This is a genomic window from Serratia proteamaculans, assembly GCF_013337185.1.
Taxonomy (GTDB): Bacteria; Pseudomonadota; Gammaproteobacteria; order Enterobacterales; family Enterobacteriaceae; genus Serratia; species Serratia proteamaculans_D.
Genome location: NZ_SWDE01000001.1, coordinates 1,938,364 through 1,954,312, shown reverse-complemented (window position 1 = coordinate 1,954,312; position 15,949 = coordinate 1,938,364). Strand labels below are relative to the sequence as shown.

The following is a 15,949-nucleotide window of genomic DNA, read 5'->3' as shown; positions in this document are numbered from 1 at the left end:
TTGATTTTCGGCTGATTACCACAAAGCAGGAAAAACCACGCTTTTTCCTGCTTTGTCAGCAACCTAAAAGGTCCGGCAAGCCGGACCTTTTAGGTTGCTGGTCACATCAGATCGGGCAGCCGCCCATTTTCTCTTCCTCAGTCAGCGTATCCAGCTTAAGGATATTCAGCATGCTGTTGGCGATTTCCCGTTCACCCATCACCACCTGATCCGCCCCGCGATCGGAGATATACGATACTTCGTCATCGTAGTGCGCCCGGGCGATAATCTCGATGTTGGGCCGCTTGGTTCGCGCAGAGGCTACGATCTCACCGGCTTCGTAACCATTGGGGATGGTCAACAGCAGCCAGCGCGCGCAGTCTAACCGTGCCAGATCCATCACTTCCGGATTGGCGGCGTTGCCCAATACCGTTTTAATCCCCTGTTCACGCAATGCTTCCACCCGTGGCCGTGAGTTTTCGATCACCACCAGCGGAATACCGGCTTCGGCCAGCTTGGCCCCCAGCAGGCTGCCGACGCGGCCATAGCCTACCACCAGCGCATGGTTGCACATATCGACCGGGATCTGCTTCTCGTCTTCTACCGCTTCCTCCAGGATTTGGTCTTCTATGGTCTCGGTCTTGGCCAGATAACGTTCGAGCAGGGTGAACAGCAACGGGTTAAGCATGATCGACAAAATAGCCCCGGCCAGCACCAGATTGCGGCCGTGCTCCGACATCATGCCCAGCGTGATCCCCAGCCCTGCCAGAATGAAGGCGAACTCGCCAATCTGCGCCAGGCTGGCGGAGATGGTCAGCGCGGTGCGCTTGGAGTGGCCGAACATTTTCACCAGCAGGAAGGCGGCCGCCGATTTACCGAACACGATAATCGCCAGCGTGGCCAGCACCGCCAGCGGTTCGCGGATCAGGATCATCGGATCAAACAGCATGCCGACCGAGACAAAGAACAGCACGGCGAAGGCATCACGCAGCGGCAGCGTGTCGTGGGCGGCGCGATGGCTCAGTTCCGACTCGTTCAGCACCATACCGGCGAAGAAGGCCCCCAGGGCGAAGGAGACGTCAAAGAAGCCGACAGCGCCATAGGCAATGCCGAGTGCCAATGCCAGCACCGCCAGGGTAAAGAGTTCACGTGAGCCGGTACTGGCGGTTTTCGCCAGGATCCAGGGTACCAGGCGGCGGCCAACTACGATCATCAGCGCGATAAAGGCGATGACTTTACCAATGGTCATTGCCAGCTCAATCAGTAACTGGCCGCTGCTGGCGTTGTTATTGCCCAGCATATTGCCGAACGCGGGCAGCAATACCAGCGTCAGCACCATCGCCAGGTCTTCGACAATCAGCCAGCCGATGGCGATTTGCCCGCGTTGGCTGTCAATCAACTGGCGTTCTTCCAGCGCACGCAGCAGCACCACGGTACTGGCGGTGGATAAACAAAGCCCGAACACCAGACCGGAAATCAAATCCCAACCCAATAGCTTCGACAGCCCCATACCCAGCAAAGTGGCAACGGCAATTTGCGCGACGGCACCGGGAATGGCGATATGTTTTACTGCGAGGAGGTCTTTAAGAGAGAAGTGGAGGCCAACACCAAACATCAACAAAATCACGCCGATTTCCGCCAGTTCCGGAGCCAGCGAGGTGTCGGCAACAAAACCGGGGGTGAACGGGCCGGCGAGCACGCCTGCGGCAAGGTACCCGACCAGCGGGGAGATGCGCAGGCGATTCGCCAGCATACCGAAGAGGAAGGCGAGTACTAACCCTCCGACAATGGTGGAGATTAACGGTGTTGAATTATGCATCCAGACTCCTTCTAGCTATGCATGGCAGCAGAGGGGAAACGCAACGGTGTTACGAAAAGATACATTTAGTTTATTGCATTTGTTCGCGGCGTGCTTGGCTAAATATGGGTTTTTTGTGAAAAAGCAGAGGATCCAGATTTTGGCATGCCAATGAGGGGATTTAACACTTAATAAGTCAAATAATATGGATTTGTGTGGGAGATGACCCGGTTTGACGATGAATTCAAACCGGGGCTGTAACAGGGTTATTGTGAGTTATGGTCCATATTGGGCAGCAATGCGGTAATAATGCCGATCAGAGGCAGGAAAGCACAGATTTGGTAGACCAGCTCGATGCTGGTCAAATCTGCGACATAACCAAGAACTGCCGCGCCTAATCCGCCCATACCAAAAGCAAAACCGAAGAATAAACCGGAAACCATACCCACTTTGCCCGGGATCAGCTCCTGAGCGTAAACCAGAATGGCAGAAAACGCCGAGGCGAGAATTACCCCTATAAATACCGTTAAAATACCGGTCCAATACAGAGATGCATAGGGTAAAACCAGCGTGAATGGGGCCGCACCAAGGATGGAGCCCCAAATAACACGTTTTCGACCTATCTTATCACCAAGAGGCCCACCAATAATTGTCCCTGCGGCTACAGCGAACAGAAATGCAAACAGGTGAAATTGGGCATTTTGTACTGAAACACCGAACTTGTGCATCAGATAAAAGGTGTAATAACTGCTTATGCTGGCCAAATAGAAGTATTTGGAGAAAATTAACACCAGCAGGATGCCAATGGCATAGGTAACCGTACGTTTCGGCAGCGGTTTCACCAAAGAGGCCGTTTTAGGCTGGCCTTTAGTTGCCCGATGCTGGTGTTGATACCATTTGCTGACCTGCAACAGCACCACAATGGCCAGCAAAGCTGCCAGGGAGAACCAGGCGACGTTACCCTTGCCATAAGGCGCGATAATCAGCGCCGCCAGCAGGGGCCCCAGGGAGCTGCCAAAGTTACCGCCCACCTGGAACAGTGACTGTGCCAGGCCGTGTCGGCCACCGGAAGCCATACGCGCTACGCGGGAGGATTCCGGATGGAATACCGAAGAGCCGGTGCCGACCAAGGCCGCCGCCAACAGGACCAGCGGGAAGGTATTGGCCACGGACAGCAGCAGCAGTCCGCACAGGGTAAAGCCCATGCCGATGGGCAGCGAATATGGCTGCGGATGTTTATCCGTGTAGTAGCCGATCAGCGGCTGCAATAAGGACGCCGTGAGCTGATAGGTCAGAGTAATCATGCCGATCTGCACGAAGCTGAGGCTGAAGTCAGCCTGCAGGATCGGGTAAATCGCCAGGATCAGCGATTGAATCATGTCGTTGAGCAGGTGAGAGACGCTGATGGCACCGAGAATCGAGAAAGCAGTCCCTTTAACCGCACTGCCCTTGGCCGGTGGCAGGGCGGTTTCGCTACGGTCGGTCATTTTATTATTAGCCTGGTAAGTTTTAGAGGGCAGAGCAGATATCTTAGGCAAGTTGTTCAATATTTACCATATCCGACATAATTTGACGCACATCGCAAAAATTTGAAATTAGTTGCCTTTGTTTCGCGCTACAATTTCGGCCATCTCAAAAAAGCAGTTAATTATCATATGGAGTTCCGCCATGCGCTTCTCGTTAAAGACCACCGCATGCGCTTTGGCCGTGTCCCTGACTTTCCTGTCGGGAGCCGCCAGCGCCTGGGAAAAGGATAAGACCTACGACATCACCATTCTGCATACCAACGATCACCACGGCCATTTCTGGCAAAACGATCACGGTGAATATGGTCTGGGCGCACAAAAAACGCTGGTGGACAGCATTCGCCAGGAGGTCGCGGCCAAGGGCGGCAGTCTGTTACTGCTGTCGGGCGGTGATATTAATACCGGCGTGCCGGAATCAGACCTGCAGGATGCCGAGCCGGACTTCCGCGGCATGAATCTGGTGGGCTATGACGCGATGGCAATCGGCAACCATGAATTCGACAATCCGCTCAGCGTGTTGCGCCAGCAGGAAAAGTGGGCCACCTTCCCACTGCTGTCGGCCAATATCTATCAGAAAAGCACCCAGCAGCGCCTGTTCAAACCCTATGCCTTGTTCGATAAGCAGGGCATCAAGATTGCGGTGATCGGCCTGACGACCGATGACACCTCCAAGATTGGCAACCCGGAATATTTCACCGACATTGAATTCCATGTGCCGGCGCAGGAAGCCAAACAGGTGGTGGAGCAACTGCGCAAGGACGAGAAACCTGACGTGATCATCGCCGCGACCCACATGGGCCATTACGATGATGGCAACCATGGCTCCAATGCGCCCGGTGACGTAGAAATGGCGCGCAGCCTGCCTGCCGGCTATCTGGATATGATCGTCGGCGGCCACTCGCAGGATCCGGTTTGTATGGCCGGTGAGAACCACAAGCAGGTGGATTATGTGCCGGGCACCCCGTGCTCGCCGGATCGTCAGAACGGCACCTGGATTGTGCAGGCGCACGAGTGGGGCAAATACGTGGGGCGTGCCGACTTCCAGTTTCGTAACGGTGAACTGAAGCTGGTGCATTATCAGCTGATCCCGGTCAACCTCAAGAAGAAGGTAGAGAAAGCCGACGGCACCAGCGAGCGCGTGTATTACACCCAGCAGATCGCGGAAGATGCGTCGATGATGAAACTGCTGACGCCATTCCAGGAAAAGGGCAAGGCGCAGTTGGACGTTAAAATTGGCAGCGTTAATGGCAAGCTGGAAGGCGATCGCAGTAAGGTGCGCTTTGTTCAGACCAACCTGTCACGGGTTCTGCTGGCAGCGCAGATGGAACGTGCCGAGGCCGACTTTGCCGTAATGAGCGGGGGCGGGGTACGTGACTCGATTGAAGCCGGTGACATTACCTATAAAAACGTGCTGAAGGTACAGCCGTTTGGCAACACGCTGGTCTACGTTGAAATGAAAGGCAGCGAGGTGGAGAAATACCTGGCGGTGGTGGCTAACATGAAAGTGGATTCCGGTGCCTATGCACAGTTTGCCAATGTCAGCCTGACGGCGGACGGCAAGCAGGGCGTCAGCAATGTCAAAATCAAGGGTGAGCCGCTGCAGGCGGATAAAACTTACCGAATGGCCACGCTGAACTTCAATGCGCTGGGCGGTGACGGCTATCCGAAGCTGGATACTTTGCCAAGCTACGTCAACACCGGCTTTATCGATGCCGAAGTACTGAAACAGTACATTGAAAAGCACTCACCGCTGGATGCGGCGGCCTATGAGCCGAAGGGCGAGATTGTTTATCAGTAAGTCGTCAGCGGGGGAGGCGTAAGTCTCCCCCTATCGATTCAGTCGCGCTTGGCGATATCGGCGAAGCTGCCGGCCAGCAGTCGGCAAAGATCCTCTGCCGCCAGCTCGATGTCCAACCCGCGTTTGCCGCCCGAGACGTAAATGGTGGCGAACTGCTGTGCCGGGCTGTCAATCACCGTCGGCAGGCGCTTTTTTTGCCCCAGCGGGCTGATGCCGCCCACCAGATAACCGGTGACGCGCTGTGCCAGCAGCGGATCGGCCATTTCGGCCTTTTTCGCCCCCAGTGCGCGGGCGACCTTCTTCAAATCCAATTGGGTGGCAACCGGGGTGACGGCCACCGCCAGATGTTTGGCGTCACCGTTCAGTGCCACCAGCAGCGTTTTATAGACGCGGTCGGCATCCAGCCCAAGCTTCTTCACCGCTTCATCACCGAAATTGGTTTCGGCACTGTCGTGATGATAGGGATGAAGAGTAAAAGCGACTTTTTGTTTTTCTAGCAGGATCACTGCGGGCGTCATGTGTTTTCCTATTTCTCCCGGCGCGCAAGGTTGCAACGGGATGCAACAAAATTACAAAAATATAACGGTAACAGCAACCTGAGCAACGGCAGCGTAAAGCGGGTTGCCAAGATGTTCACTCGGTTGCTACCCTGTGTATTGTAACCGTTAACACGGTTGCTATGCGTATAACTACAATACAAGAAATTCCTCTTTGACTGGCCAGTAGCGATATTGGCCACTTTTTTACTGCCCCTGCAGCATTGCCGGCAGATTATCCTCGCCGTACAGATGCAGCGCACCCACCGCTACCACGTAGTTACCGGCCGGTAACGCCTCCAGTTTTTGTCGCCAGTCGCGGTTGCGCTGATGCATCAGCACGTCGTAAAGATCGGCACTGAAAGTGGCGGGCAGGGTTTCCAGCATACCGCTGGGTTTTGCATCCAGCCACCAGCTCACCATAGTTTGCAGCAGTCGTGCGTTGGTATGCCAGTGTTCCAGCGTATCACGCAGCAGGGCCATGCCCCCTTCAGGTAACTGCTCCAGCATCGCCATTTGCTGTTCTGCGCCCTCCAGCTCGATCACCTTTTTATGCTGTGCTCTGGCAGCCTGCAGCAGTTGATAATCTACCCCGTATTCGGCGCGCAACCCCAAACGCTGAGCCTGGCGGGCCTGCATCATTAGCGCCACCTGCCAGCCGGGCAGGGTTGAAAAGGTTTCTACGTCGGTACCCAGTTCCTGACACAGCGTCAGTAACTGCTGAAACTCGGGTTCAGAGAGGCGTTGATCAAGTTCTGCTTGCTGTTCGATACGGTCAAAGGGCGAGGCGGAGCCGGTAATATCGGCTTCAACAATCAAGGCATCTGCCTGCTTCAGGCGCGCAGCCAGTTTAGCCGGCAGCGGCGACATATCTACCGTGCCCATATGAATGCTGCCGACCAGATGGAACTGACGATCGCCGGGCAGTCGAATATCCAGCGCCGGGTAGGCGTAGGTCATGGGGGAGATCAGACCGAGAAAGGCGGCGATGCGGCGTAACAGTTGACCCATACAGCGTGGCTCCTGAATAACTTGTTCGCCTTTCAGCTTGAAAGGTGAGGGGCGTAACATTTACCCCATGCTAAACGCTATCAGGCAGACAAGAAAGTCTGAAGAGTGAAGGAATTATCCCAAAGGAAACGGGGCGCATTGATTTGCGCCCCGTGGTCTTGTCTCAGTCAATGAGAGTCAGGCAAGGGTGGCTTGATAACCGGCCTGTTCCACTGCGGTAATCAGCGTTTGTGGCGCGACATCGCCGGTCACTTTGGCGCTATCAAGGGCGACTTCCACGGCGGTAACGCCAGGCACGGCTTCCAAAGCTTTACGTGTGCTGCCAACACAATGCATGCAGGTCAGCCCCTGCAATGCCAGTACGGTAATTTGTGACATGGTTTGATTCCTCTCAAGAGCGGTGTTTAAAGGTTGACCGCTTTACCTGTTTTCACTAAGAATGAAGGATAAACCTTCCAGCAAGGGGAAGGTCAAGGAGTGAAAATGAATATCAGCGACGTAGCGAAAAAAACCGGTTTAACCAGCAAGGCGATTCGCTTTTATGAAGAGAAAGGGCTGGTGACTGCGCCGATCCGTACCGACAACGGCTATCGCAGCTACAGCCCAAAGCACATCGAAGAACTGACGCTGCTGCGCCAGGCACGGCAGGTGGGGTTTAATCTGGATGAGTGTCGTGAACTGGTGGCATTGTTTAACGATCCGGCCCGCCATAGCGCCGATGTGAAAGCGCGCACGCTGCAAAAAGTGGCGGATATTGAAAAGCACATTGCCGAACTCGGTGAGATGCGCCAGCGTTTAGTGGCGCTGGCGGATCAATGCCCGGGTGATGACGGAGCAGAATGCCCGATCATTAACAATCTGGCGGGTTGCTGCCATAAGCATTAACGGGCAATAGCGCGGATCACCAGAGTTATGCCTTCGACGGCGACGACTTCGACCTCGGTGCCCACCGCCAGGTCTTCACTGGCCTGCGCCCGCCAGCTGCTGTCACCGATGTTAATACGGCCCATGCCGTTGTGCATGGGTTCGGTCAGCGTAGCTCGGGTGCCAATCAACTGACGATTGCGCTGGTTCAGCACCTGCGAACCGCTGGAAGCCGCGGCCGGGCGCTGGCGTAACCAGTACCACCACAGGTAGGCCACCACCACGGTCAGTACGGCAAAAATCACCCCCTGCCACTCCCAGGCCAACTGCGGCAGCAGCCAGACGATGGCGCCGACCACCACTGCCGATACGCCACTCCATAACAGGTAGCCGCTGGCACCGAGCATTTCTGCCGCCAGCAGCAGCCCGCCAAGGGAAAGCCAGAACCAGTGCGGGTTTGCTGCAATTTGTTCGAGCATGATTACTTGCCTTTGTTGTCTTTCAACAGTTCGGCAATGCCACCAATGGAACCGAGCAGGCTGCTGGCGTCCAGCGGCATCATGATGACTTTACTGTTGTTGGCAGAGCCGATTTTTTGCAGCGCATCGGTGTATTTCTGTGCCACAAAGTAGTTCACCGCCTGGATATTACCGCTGGCGATAGCGTCGGAAACCAGTTGAGTGGCTCGCGCTTCCGCTTCAGCAGCACGTTCACGGGCTTCTGCCTGCAGGAACGCCGACTGACGTTCACCTTCCGCCTTGAGGATTTGCGACTGTTTATCGCCTTCGGCACGCAGGATGGCGGCCTGACGCACACCTTCGGCCTCCAGAATATCTGCACGCTTGGTTCGCTCGGCCTTCATCTGGGCGTTCATTGCCGAGACTAACTCTGCCGGTGGGCGTACGTCACGGATCTCGATACGGGTGATTTTAATGCCCCATGGATTGGTGGCTTCGTCGACGATATGCAGCAGGCGGCTGTTGATGCTGTCACGCTGCGAGAGAATTTCGTCCAGCTCCATGGAGCCGAGCACGGTACGGAAGTTGGTCATGGTCAGGTTGACGATCGCCAGTTCCAGGTTGCTGACCTCATAAGCTGCGCGTGCCGGATCGACGACCTGGATAAAACACACCGCATCGATGGCTACGTTGGCGTTGTCGCGCGAGATAATTTCCTGCGAAGGAATATCCAGCACCTGCTCCATCATATTAATTTTTCTGCCGATGCGGTCCATAAACGGCACCACCAGGTTAAGACCGGGCATCAGCGTTTTGGTGTAGCGGCCGAAGCGTTCCACCGTCCATTGGAACCCCTGCGGAACAATTTTGACGCCGGCGAATACAATGATCAGCGCGACGACAATCACGATGGGAATAAGGGTAAACATGGCAAACCTCCTGTCAGACATATGTAAACAGATATTACGCCAGCTACCGTGCAAAGACTAATAAATCAGGGGCGCTGAACCATTAACATTCCAAATTGGCATGTTTCCAATAATTTTAATTCATTTCATGACGTTGTCCGTCTTGGCTAGAGTAAAAAGCATTGCCGCTTTTCACTTCGAATATTTGTCATTTTTATTTGCGACTATGCTTTTTGAAATGACATTTCTCCAAGGATTGTTATGGACTCAATCAGTGTTGATGAACTCGCCCCAAAAAAAGATCGTTGGTATCGCATTGTGGAGGAATTACTGTCCGCTGCCGGTATCGCCATCAACGGCAATCGTGCCTGCGATATCAAGGTACACAACCCGGCGTTGTTTAAACGTATTTTGCAGGAGGGGTCGCTGGGGTTCGGTGAAAGCTACATGAATGGCTGGTGGGACTGCGAGCGGTTGGACGTGTTATTCACCCGCGTCTTGCAGGCCGGTGTTGATGAACGCTTGCCAAAAAACCTGAGCGACATTGTGCGCATCGCCTATACCCGGCTGTTCAACCTTCAGTCACGCAAACGCGCCTGGCAGGTGGGTAAAGAGCATTACGATATCGGCAACGATTTGTTCCGTGCGATGCTCGACCCCTATATGCAATATTCCTGCGGTTACTGGAAAGAGGCCGAAACGCTGGAGCAGGCGCAGTTGGCCAAGCTGAAAATGATCTGCGAAAAGTTGCAGTTGAAACCGGGCATGTCGTTGCTGGATATCGGCTGCGGCTGGGGTGGGCTGGCGCAGTATGCGGCGGAAAACTACGGCGTAACAGTGCATGGCGTGACCATTTCGGCCGAGCAGCAAAAACTGGCGCAGGAGCGCTGTGCCGGTCTTGACGTCGAAATCCTTCTACAGGATTACCGTGACCTGAACCGCCAGTTTGATCGTATTGTTTCTGTCGGCATGTTTGAACACGTGGGGCCGAAAAACTACGACACTTACTTCCGTGTTGCCGCGCGTAATCTCAAACCCGATGGCCTGTTCCTGCTGCACACCATTGGCGCCAACCAAACCAATCTTCACGTCGATGCCTGGATAAACAAGTACATCTTCCCCAATGGCTGTCTGCCTTCGGTGCGCCATATTGCCGAAGCCAGCGAAGGGCGCTTTGTGATGGAGGATTGGCACAATATCGGCGCCGATTACGATCGCACGCTGATGGCCTGGTATGAGAATTTCAAACAGGCGTGGCCGATGCTGTCCGAGGGCTATTCTGAACGTTTCGAGAGGATGTTCACCTATTACCTGAACGCCTGTGCGGGCGCATTCCGTTCGCGTGATATTCAGCTGTGGCAGGTGTTGTTCAGCCCGAAAGGCGTTGAAGGCGGGGTGCGGGTTTACCGCTGAGAAGAGAAGGGGCGCAGTGATTTGCGCCCCAAACTGTCAGTACAACAGCGAATACAGTTGGCGGCGGTATTTGGCGGCCAGCGCGTCGCCGGTGCCCAATGCAGCCAGAATATCCATCAGTGTTTTACGCGCGCTGCCGTTGGCGGCGGCGAGATCTTTCTTCAGATGCCCGATCAACAGCTCCAGCGCTTCTTCATTGCGCCCAACCTGATGCAGTTGCAGCGCCAGTTGCACGGCTAAGTCGACGTTCTCCGGCTGCTGCTCCACTTGCTGTTGCAACAGCTGAATTTCCGGCGTGTCGGCAGCCTGTTTCAGCAGTTCAATTTGCGCCATCAGGCCCTGATAACGGGTATCTTTATCCTGCAACGGAATGGTCGCCAATACGGCCTCGGCATCTTCGGTGCGGTTCAACGCGATCTGGGTTTCTGCCAGTGTCAAACCGATATCACTGCGTTGCTGGCTGGCTTGCCAGGCGTCTTTCAACAGCGGCAGCGCTTCTGCCGCATTGCCTTCGGCCAACAGCTCGGTGGCCTGCGCCAGTTTCAGATCTTCTTCCTTCGGCAGGAAACGCTGCAGGAATTCACGGATCATTTCTTCCGGCTGCGGGCCCTGGAAACCGTCGACCGGCTGACCATCTTTGAACAGATATACCGTCGGCAGCGAGCGCAGGCCGAACTGAGCGGCGATCGCCTGCTCGGCGTCACAATCCACTTTTGCCAACAGGAACTGACCGGCATATTCCGCCGCCAGCTTATCGAGAATCGGGGTGAGTTGCAGACAGTGTTGGCTGCGATCCGACCAGAAGTAGAACACCACCGGCATGGACATTGACTGTTCCAGCGTCTGGTGCAGGTTTGTTTCGTTAATATCAACAACAGCTTGAGCTAGCATGTAATTTTCTCTCTGATCTTGCGGAGCCATTGACTTTTAGATGGGGGCGGGGCGGCATTCTTCAACCCCGGGCAGCCAAATTAACCGTTGCTGCGTAACACCCAGTCCAGACAGCGGCCGGGCAGGATGCGACGTAATACGCTTAGCGCGTGCGCCAGCAGGGTCACCGGATACCGCAGTTTGGCCCTTGGGCTTTCCAGCGCGTGGCGTAATTTGGGCAAAATCGCCTCCGGCGGCAGCGTCAGACGTTTGGCAATGCCGGGGTTATGCACCGGTTTGTCGCTCTGCGCCTGATTGACGTTCTGGGTAAAGTGGGTGGAGATCGGACCGGGTTCTATCAGGCTGACCTGAATGCCGGTGCCGTGCAGCTCCATCCGCAGCGCGTCGGACCAGGCTTCCAGCGCAAACTTGCTGGCGGCATAGGCTCCGCGTCCGGCGCTGGACACCAGTCCCATCACCGAGCTGGTCTGAATAATCCGCCCCTCGCCGTGCGGCAGCATCGCCGGCAACAGCAACTGGGTCAACTGGTGGGTGCCGAACAGGTTGGTGGCGAACTGCCGTTCCAACTGCTGACGGGAAATGCTGCTCAGCGGGCCGTAAACGCCAAAACCGCCGTTGTTGAACAGGCCGTACAGGCGGCCACCGGTCAGTTCGATCACCTGTGCGGCGGCGCGTTCGACGCTGGCACTGTCGTCCAGATCCAGCTCAATGCCTTCCAGCCCAAGCTGACGCATATTTTCAACATCCTGCGGCTTGCGGCAGGCGGCGAGCACCCGGTAACCACGGTTACGCAGATCCTGCGCGGCAATCAATCCAATCCCGCTGGAACAGCCGGTTATCAATACTGCTTTTTGCATAACTTTACCTAGTGTACAGCCCTATTTAGTTGGACTCGTGTTTTACTAACGGTTCCAGGCGTTCCGCCATCCAGGTGGCGATAAACGGTTGGGCATCCTTATTGGGATGCAATCCGTCATCCTGCATCCATTCCGCTTTCACCACCACCTGTTCCATATAGAACGGCAGCAGTGGAATGTCGAATTGTTTGGCAAGCTGCGGGTAAATTGCAGTGAAGGCCTCGGTATAGCGGCGGCCATAGTTGGGCGGAATACGGATTTGCATCAACAGCGGCTGCGCGCCGGCTTGCTGTACCAGCGTGATGATTTGGCTGAGGTCGCGTTGCAGGTCCTGCGCCGGGAAACCGCGCAGACCGTCGTTGGCACCCAGTTCAATCAGTACCCAGCGTGGCTTATGTTGTTTCAGCAGCTCGGGCAGGCGAGCCAGCCCCTGAGCGGCGGTGTCGCCGCTGATGCTGGCGTTGACCAGCTGCGGTTCACCCGGTTTTTTCTGCCATTGGTCGGCCAACAGCGTCGGCCAGGCTTGCGCCACCGGCAAACGGTAACCGGCGCTTAAACTGTCGCCTAATATCAATAAGGTATCGGCGGCGACAGCGCGTAAACTGAATAATCCCAACAGCAAAAGGAAGGGAAGATGCCAGCGGAAAACGTTCTTGAAGTTCATCATCTTAGTAAACACGTTGGTCAGGGTGAGCATCAGCTCTCCATCCTTACCGGAGTCGAGCTGGTTGTCAAACCCGCGCAGACAATTGCCCTGATTGGCGAGTCCGGTTCGGGTAAATCAACGCTGCTGGGGATCCTCGCCGGGCTGGACGACGGCAGTGAAGGGGAAGTGCATTTGTTGGGCGAGTCACTGACCGCGCTGGATGAAGAGGGCCGCGCCGCGCTACGCGCCAAAAATGTCGGCTTTGTTTTTCAATCCTTTATGTTGGTGCCGACGCTCAATGCGCTGGAAAACGTTCAGTTACCGGCGTTGCTGCGTGGCGAAAGCGATCGTCAGAGCCGTGAGCAGGCGGTGCAACTGCTGGAGCAACTGGGGCTGGGCCAGCGCCTTGGCCACTTGCCGGCACAGCTTTCCGGCGGTGAGCAGCAGCGAGTAGCGCTGGCAAGGGCGTTCAGTGGCCGACCGCGGGTGCTGTTTGCCGATGAACCCACCGGCAACCTCGATCGCCAGACCGGCGAACGCATCGCCGATTTATTGTTTTCCCTCAACCGCGATTTCTCCACCACGTTAATCCTGGTCACCCATGACGAAACCCTGGCGGCTCGCTGCCAGCGTCGGCTGCGCCTGCGTGAAGGCCAGCTGTGGGAGGAAGCATGATCTGGCGCTGGTTTTGGCGTGAGTGGCGTTCGCCATCACTGCTGATTGTCTGGCTGGCGCTGACGCTGTCGATGGCCTGCGTGTTGGCACTGGGCAGTATCAGCGATCGCATGGACAAAGGCCTGAGCCAGCAAAGCCGCGATTTTATTGCCGGCGATCGGGTACTGCGCAGCGCCCGGCCGGTACCGGAAGGCTGGCTGCTGGACGCTCAGCAACAGGGGTTGAAGGTCAGTCGACAGTTGTCGTTTACCACCATGACCTATGCCGGGGATCGACCCCAGTTGGCGGATGTGAAGGCCACCGACCTGGCCTATCCGCTGTATGGCAAGCTGGAGACCCGCCCGGCCAACGTCAAACTGGAACCGGGGAGCGTGCTGGTGGCGCCGCGTTTGTTGGCGCTGTTGAACGTGAAGGTGGGGGACCGTCTGGACGTGGGTGATACCAGCCTGCGCATAGCCGGTGAAATTATTCAGGAGCCGGATTCCGGCTTTAACCCGTTCCAGACGGCACCACGCATCATGATCAATCTGGCGGACGTGGACAAAACCGGGGCGGTGCAGCCGGGCAGCCGTCTGACCTACCGTTATATGTTTGCCGGTACTCCGCAGGATATCCAGCGTTATGAAGATCGCCTGACGCCGCAGTTGGGGCCTGACCAGCGCTGGTTTGGCTTGCAGGAGTCCGGCAGTGCCTTGGGTAAATCGCTGCAGCGTTCGCAGCAGTTCCTGTTGCTGTCGGCGCTGCTGACCTTGCTGCTGTCGATTGCCGCCGTCGCGGTAGCGATGAGCCACTATTGCCGCAGTCGTTACGATTTGATCGCAGTGTTGAAAACTCTGGGGGCCGGTCGCAGCGCATTGCGCAAGTTGATCGTCGGCCAATGGCTGGCGGTAATTCTGCTGGCGGCGGTGTGTGGCGGCATTATCGGGCTGGGGTTTGAGGCGGTGCTGATCCGCTTGCTGGCACCGGTGCTGCCGGCGGAACTGCCTGCCGCTGGGGCCTGGCCGTGGCTGTGGGCCGTCGGCGCATTGCTGATGATTTCGCTACTGGTGGGGCTGCGGCCATACCGGCAGTTACTGGCGACCCAGCCACTGCGGGTGCTGCGCCGCGATGTGGTAAGCAACGTCTGGCCACTGCGTTATTTCCTGCCGGTGACGGCGGTGATTGTGGTGGCGTTGTTGACCGCATTGATGGGGGCCAGCACGCTATTGTGGTCGATCCTCGCAGGTATCCTGGTGCTGGCGCTGCTGTTGGGCGCTATCGGCTGGGGCAGCCTGTTATTGCTGCGGCGCATTACGCTGAAGAATCTGGCACTGCGGCTGGCGGTTAACCGGCTGCTGCATCAGCCCTGGGTCACGGTCAGCCAACTGGCGGCCTTCTCGCTGTCGTTTATGCTGTTGGCGTTACTGCTGGTGCTGCGTGGCGATCTGCTTGAGCGTTGGCAGCAGCAGCTGCCACCGGACAGCCCGAACTACTTCCTGCTGAATATGACTGAGGCGCAGGTGCCACAGGTGAAAACCTTCCTGCAACAGCATCAAATTAAACCGGAGACCTACTATCCGATTGTCCGCGTGCGCCTGACCGAGATTAATCAGCAGGTGGCGACTGAGCGGGTGCATGAGGACGATCCGGGTGGCGAGGCGGTGAATCGTGAGCTGAACCTGACCTGGCTGGCCGATCTTCCTGCGCACAATCCGTTGCTGGCAGGCAGTTGGCCGCCGAAAGCCGGTGAGGTGTCGATGGATCAGGGCATTGCCGGACGACTCAAAATCAAACTGGGCGATACGCTGACCTTCAGCGGTGATACCCAGTCGTTCAGCGCCAGAGTCACCAGCCTGCGCCAGGTGGATTGGGAAAGCCTGAAGCCAAACTTCTACTTCATCTTCCCGCCGGGTGCGCTGGACGGTCAGCCGCAAACCTGGCTCACCAGTTTCCGCTACGACGGCGACGGGCAGATGCTGACCCAGCTTAATCGTCAGTTCCCGACGCTCAGCCTGCTGGATATCGGTTCGATCCTTAAACAGGTAGGCGGCGTGCTGCAGCAGGTGAGCCGCGCGCTGGAAGTGATGGTGGTGCTGGTGGTGCTCTGCGGCGGCCTGTTGCTGATGGCGCAGGTGCAGGTGGGAATGCGGCAGCGGCGTCAGGAACTGGTGGTGTACCGCACGCTTGGCGCTGGCAAACGCCTGTTACGCAGCACGCTGTGGTGTGAGTTTGCCCTGCTGGGGCTGGTGGCAGGCATTGCCGCCGCGGTGGGGGCAGAAGCGGCACTGTGGTTGCTGCAAAGCCAGGTGTTTGACTTCCCATGGGCGCCAACACCGGTGCTGTGGTGGGCGCTGCCGCTACTCAGTGCGTTGTTGCTGTCGCTGTGCGGTGGTTGGCTGGGCGTGCGCTTGCTGCGCGGGCAGGCGCTGTTCCGCAGTTACGACGGTTAATTCTCGCTGTATATCGAGCTGGCCCAGGTGAGCGGGCCAGCCGAACAACAAGCCATATTTCCCCTCTATCACTCCTTCGCTTTCCCTCCCACTGCAGGCCTTTAATCCACGGCACCCGGACGTTTGTGGTGTGAAATCGGTTACATTTAGTGGTTGCCTT

General features: G+C 56.6%; 14 protein-coding genes and 1 pseudogene. 5 read left to right on the top strand and 10 right to left on the bottom strand.

The window, feature by feature from the left end; all coding sequences use genetic code 11:
- Positions 1 to 106: 106 nt before the first annotated feature.
- Together ybaL and FCL49_RS09185 are read right to left on the bottom strand one after the other, a co-directional pair.
- On the bottom strand, positions 107 to 1,798 hold the full coding sequence (gene ybaL / locus FCL49_RS09190; protein ID WP_174353264.1) for a YbaL family putative K(+) efflux transporter: 1,692 nt from the start codon (positions 1,796 to 1,798) through the stop codon (positions 107 to 109).
- A gap of 245 nt (positions 1,799 to 2,043) precedes the next feature.
- Positions 2,044 to 3,264 (bottom strand): MFS transporter, encoded by a 1,221-nt coding sequence (locus FCL49_RS09185; protein ID WP_174353263.1) that lies wholly within the window; start codon positions 3,262 to 3,264, stop codon positions 2,044 to 2,046.
- A 181-nt stretch (positions 3,265 to 3,445) separates the two neighbouring features.
- Here FCL49_RS09185 and ushA point away from each other — a divergent pair, with 181 nt between their 5' ends.
- On the top strand, positions 3,446 to 5,101 hold the full coding sequence (ushA, locus tag FCL49_RS09180) for a bifunctional UDP-sugar hydrolase/5'-nucleotidase UshA (RefSeq protein ID WP_174353262.1): 1,656 nt from the start codon (positions 3,446 to 3,448) through the stop codon (positions 5,099 to 5,101).
- 38 nt (positions 5,102 to 5,139) lie between these two features.
- Here the strand turns inward: ushA and ybaK are convergent, their stop codons facing one another.
- The 3 genes and pseudogenes from ybaK to FCL49_RS09165 form a co-directional block, all read right to left on the bottom strand.
- Complete coding sequence (gene ybaK, locus FCL49_RS09175; protein WP_085115506.1) at positions 5,140 to 5,619, bottom strand: Cys-tRNA(Pro)/Cys-tRNA(Cys) deacylase YbaK; 480 nt, start codon at positions 5,617 to 5,619, stop codon at positions 5,140 to 5,142.
- Positions 5,620 to 5,844: 225 nt separating this feature from the next.
- Complete coding sequence (locus FCL49_RS09170; protein ID WP_174353261.1) at positions 5,845 to 6,648, bottom strand: TraB/GumN family protein; 804 nt, start codon at positions 6,646 to 6,648, stop codon at positions 5,845 to 5,847.
- 180 nt (positions 6,649 to 6,828) lie between these two features.
- Positions 6,829 to 7,026: pseudogene (locus tag FCL49_RS09165) on the bottom strand (cation transporter); the annotation flags it as partial.
- A gap of 105 nt (positions 7,027 to 7,131) precedes the next feature.
- Here FCL49_RS09165 and cueR point away from each other — a divergent pair.
- A complete protein-coding gene (gene cueR, locus FCL49_RS09160; protein ID WP_012005590.1) occupies positions 7,132 to 7,533 on the top strand; it encodes a Cu(I)-responsive transcriptional regulator in 402 nt (133 codons plus the stop codon).
- On the opposite strand, the gene FCL49_RS09155 is transcribed toward cueR, so the two are convergent.
- Both FCL49_RS09155 and FCL49_RS09150 read right to left on the bottom strand, forming a co-directional pair.
- Positions 7,530 to 7,991 carry an NfeD family protein gene (locus FCL49_RS09155; protein WP_135315452.1) on the bottom strand — a complete coding sequence of 154 codons (462 nt, stop codon included), beginning with the start codon at positions 7,989 to 7,991 and terminating at the stop codon, positions 7,530 to 7,532. The genes cueR and FCL49_RS09155 overlap by 4 nt on opposite strands.
- A gap of 2 nt (positions 7,992 to 7,993) precedes the next feature.
- Complete coding sequence (locus FCL49_RS09150; RefSeq protein ID WP_135315453.1) at positions 7,994 to 8,899, bottom strand: SPFH domain-containing protein; 906 nt, start codon at positions 8,897 to 8,899, stop codon at positions 7,994 to 7,996.
- A 240-nt stretch (positions 8,900 to 9,139) separates the two neighbouring features.
- Between FCL49_RS09150 and cfa the strand changes: the two genes are divergently transcribed.
- A complete protein-coding gene (gene cfa / locus FCL49_RS09145) occupies positions 9,140 to 10,291 on the top strand; it encodes a cyclopropane fatty acyl phospholipid synthase (RefSeq protein WP_174353260.1) in 1,152 nt (383 codons plus the stop codon).
- Positions 10,292 to 10,327: 36 nt separating this feature from the next.
- On the opposite strand, the gene FCL49_RS09140 is transcribed toward cfa, so the two are convergent.
- From FCL49_RS09140 to tesA, 3 genes are all read right to left on the bottom strand, one after another.
- A complete protein-coding gene (locus FCL49_RS09140) occupies positions 10,328 to 11,182 on the bottom strand; it encodes a co-chaperone YbbN (RefSeq protein ID WP_174353259.1) in 855 nt (284 codons plus the stop codon).
- 80 nt (positions 11,183 to 11,262) lie between these two features.
- Positions 11,263 to 12,039: an SDR family oxidoreductase gene (locus FCL49_RS09135; RefSeq protein ID WP_174353258.1), complete on the bottom strand. Its 777-nt coding sequence runs from the start codon at positions 12,037 to 12,039 to the stop codon at positions 11,263 to 11,265.
- Positions 12,040 to 12,064: 25 nt separating this feature from the next.
- The gene (gene tesA / locus FCL49_RS09130; protein ID WP_167519975.1) at positions 12,065 to 12,703 is read right to left on the bottom strand and encodes a multifunctional acyl-CoA thioesterase I/protease I/lysophospholipase L1; all 639 of its coding nucleotides are present in this window, start codon (positions 12,701 to 12,703) and stop codon (positions 12,065 to 12,067) included.
- On the opposite strand from tesA, the gene ybbA reads away from it, so the two are divergent.
- Positions 12,674 to 13,360 (top strand): putative ABC transporter ATP-binding protein YbbA, encoded by a 687-nt coding sequence (gene ybbA / locus FCL49_RS09125; RefSeq protein WP_174353257.1) that lies wholly within the window; start codon positions 12,674 to 12,676, stop codon positions 13,358 to 13,360. The genes tesA and ybbA overlap by 30 nt on opposite strands.
- A complete protein-coding gene (gene ybbP, locus FCL49_RS09120) occupies positions 13,357 to 15,789 on the top strand; it encodes a putative ABC transporter permease subunit YbbP (RefSeq protein ID WP_174353256.1) in 2,433 nt (810 codons plus the stop codon). Before ybbA ends, ybbP begins: the two co-directional genes overlap by 4 nt.
- The last annotated feature ends 160 nt before the right edge of the window (positions 15,790 to 15,949 follow it).

What these genes read in the sequence shown, in the direction of transcription:
- FCL49_RS09155 (WP_135315452.1), bottom strand. Translation starts at nt 7,991, where the DNA reads ATGCTCGAACAAATTGCAGCAAACCCGCACTGGTTCTGGCTTTCCCTT.
- tesA (WP_167519975.1), bottom strand. Translation starts at nt 12,703, where the DNA reads ATGAACTTCAAGAACGTTTTCCGCTGGCATCTTCCCTTCCTTTTGCTG.
- cfa (WP_174353260.1), top strand. Translation starts at nt 9,140, where the DNA reads ATGGACTCAATCAGTGTTGATGAACTCGCCCCAAAAAAAGATCGTTGG.
- FCL49_RS09150 (WP_135315453.1), bottom strand. Translation starts at nt 8,899, where the DNA reads ATGTTTACCCTTATTCCCATCGTGATTGTCGTCGCGCTGATCATTGTA.
- ybaL (WP_174353264.1), bottom strand. Translation starts at nt 1,798, where the DNA reads ATGCATAATTCAACACCGTTAATCTCCACCATTGTCGGAGGGTTAGTA.
- FCL49_RS09135 (WP_174353258.1), bottom strand. Translation starts at nt 12,039, where the DNA reads ATGCAAAAAGCAGTATTGATAACCGGCTGTTCCAGCGGGATTGGATTG.
- ybbP (WP_174353256.1), top strand. Translation starts at nt 13,357, where the DNA reads ATGATCTGGCGCTGGTTTTGGCGTGAGTGGCGTTCGCCATCACTGCTG.
- FCL49_RS09170 (WP_174353261.1), bottom strand. Translation starts at nt 6,648, where the DNA reads ATGGGTCAACTGTTACGCCGCATCGCCGCCTTTCTCGGTCTGATCTCC.
- FCL49_RS09140 (WP_174353259.1), bottom strand. Translation starts at nt 11,182, where the DNA reads ATGCTAGCTCAAGCTGTTGTTGATATTAACGAAACAAACCTGCACCAG.
- cueR (WP_012005590.1), top strand. Translation starts at nt 7,132, where the DNA reads ATGAATATCAGCGACGTAGCGAAAAAAACCGGTTTAACCAGCAAGGCG.
- FCL49_RS09185 (WP_174353263.1), bottom strand. Translation starts at nt 3,264, where the DNA reads ATGACCGACCGTAGCGAAACCGCCCTGCCACCGGCCAAGGGCAGTGCG.
- ybbA (WP_174353257.1), top strand. Translation starts at nt 12,674, where the DNA reads ATGCCAGCGGAAAACGTTCTTGAAGTTCATCATCTTAGTAAACACGTT.
- ybaK (WP_085115506.1), bottom strand. Translation starts at nt 5,619, where the DNA reads ATGACGCCCGCAGTGATCCTGCTAGAAAAACAAAAAGTCGCTTTTACT.
- ushA (WP_174353262.1), top strand. Translation starts at nt 3,446, where the DNA reads ATGCGCTTCTCGTTAAAGACCACCGCATGCGCTTTGGCCGTGTCCCTG.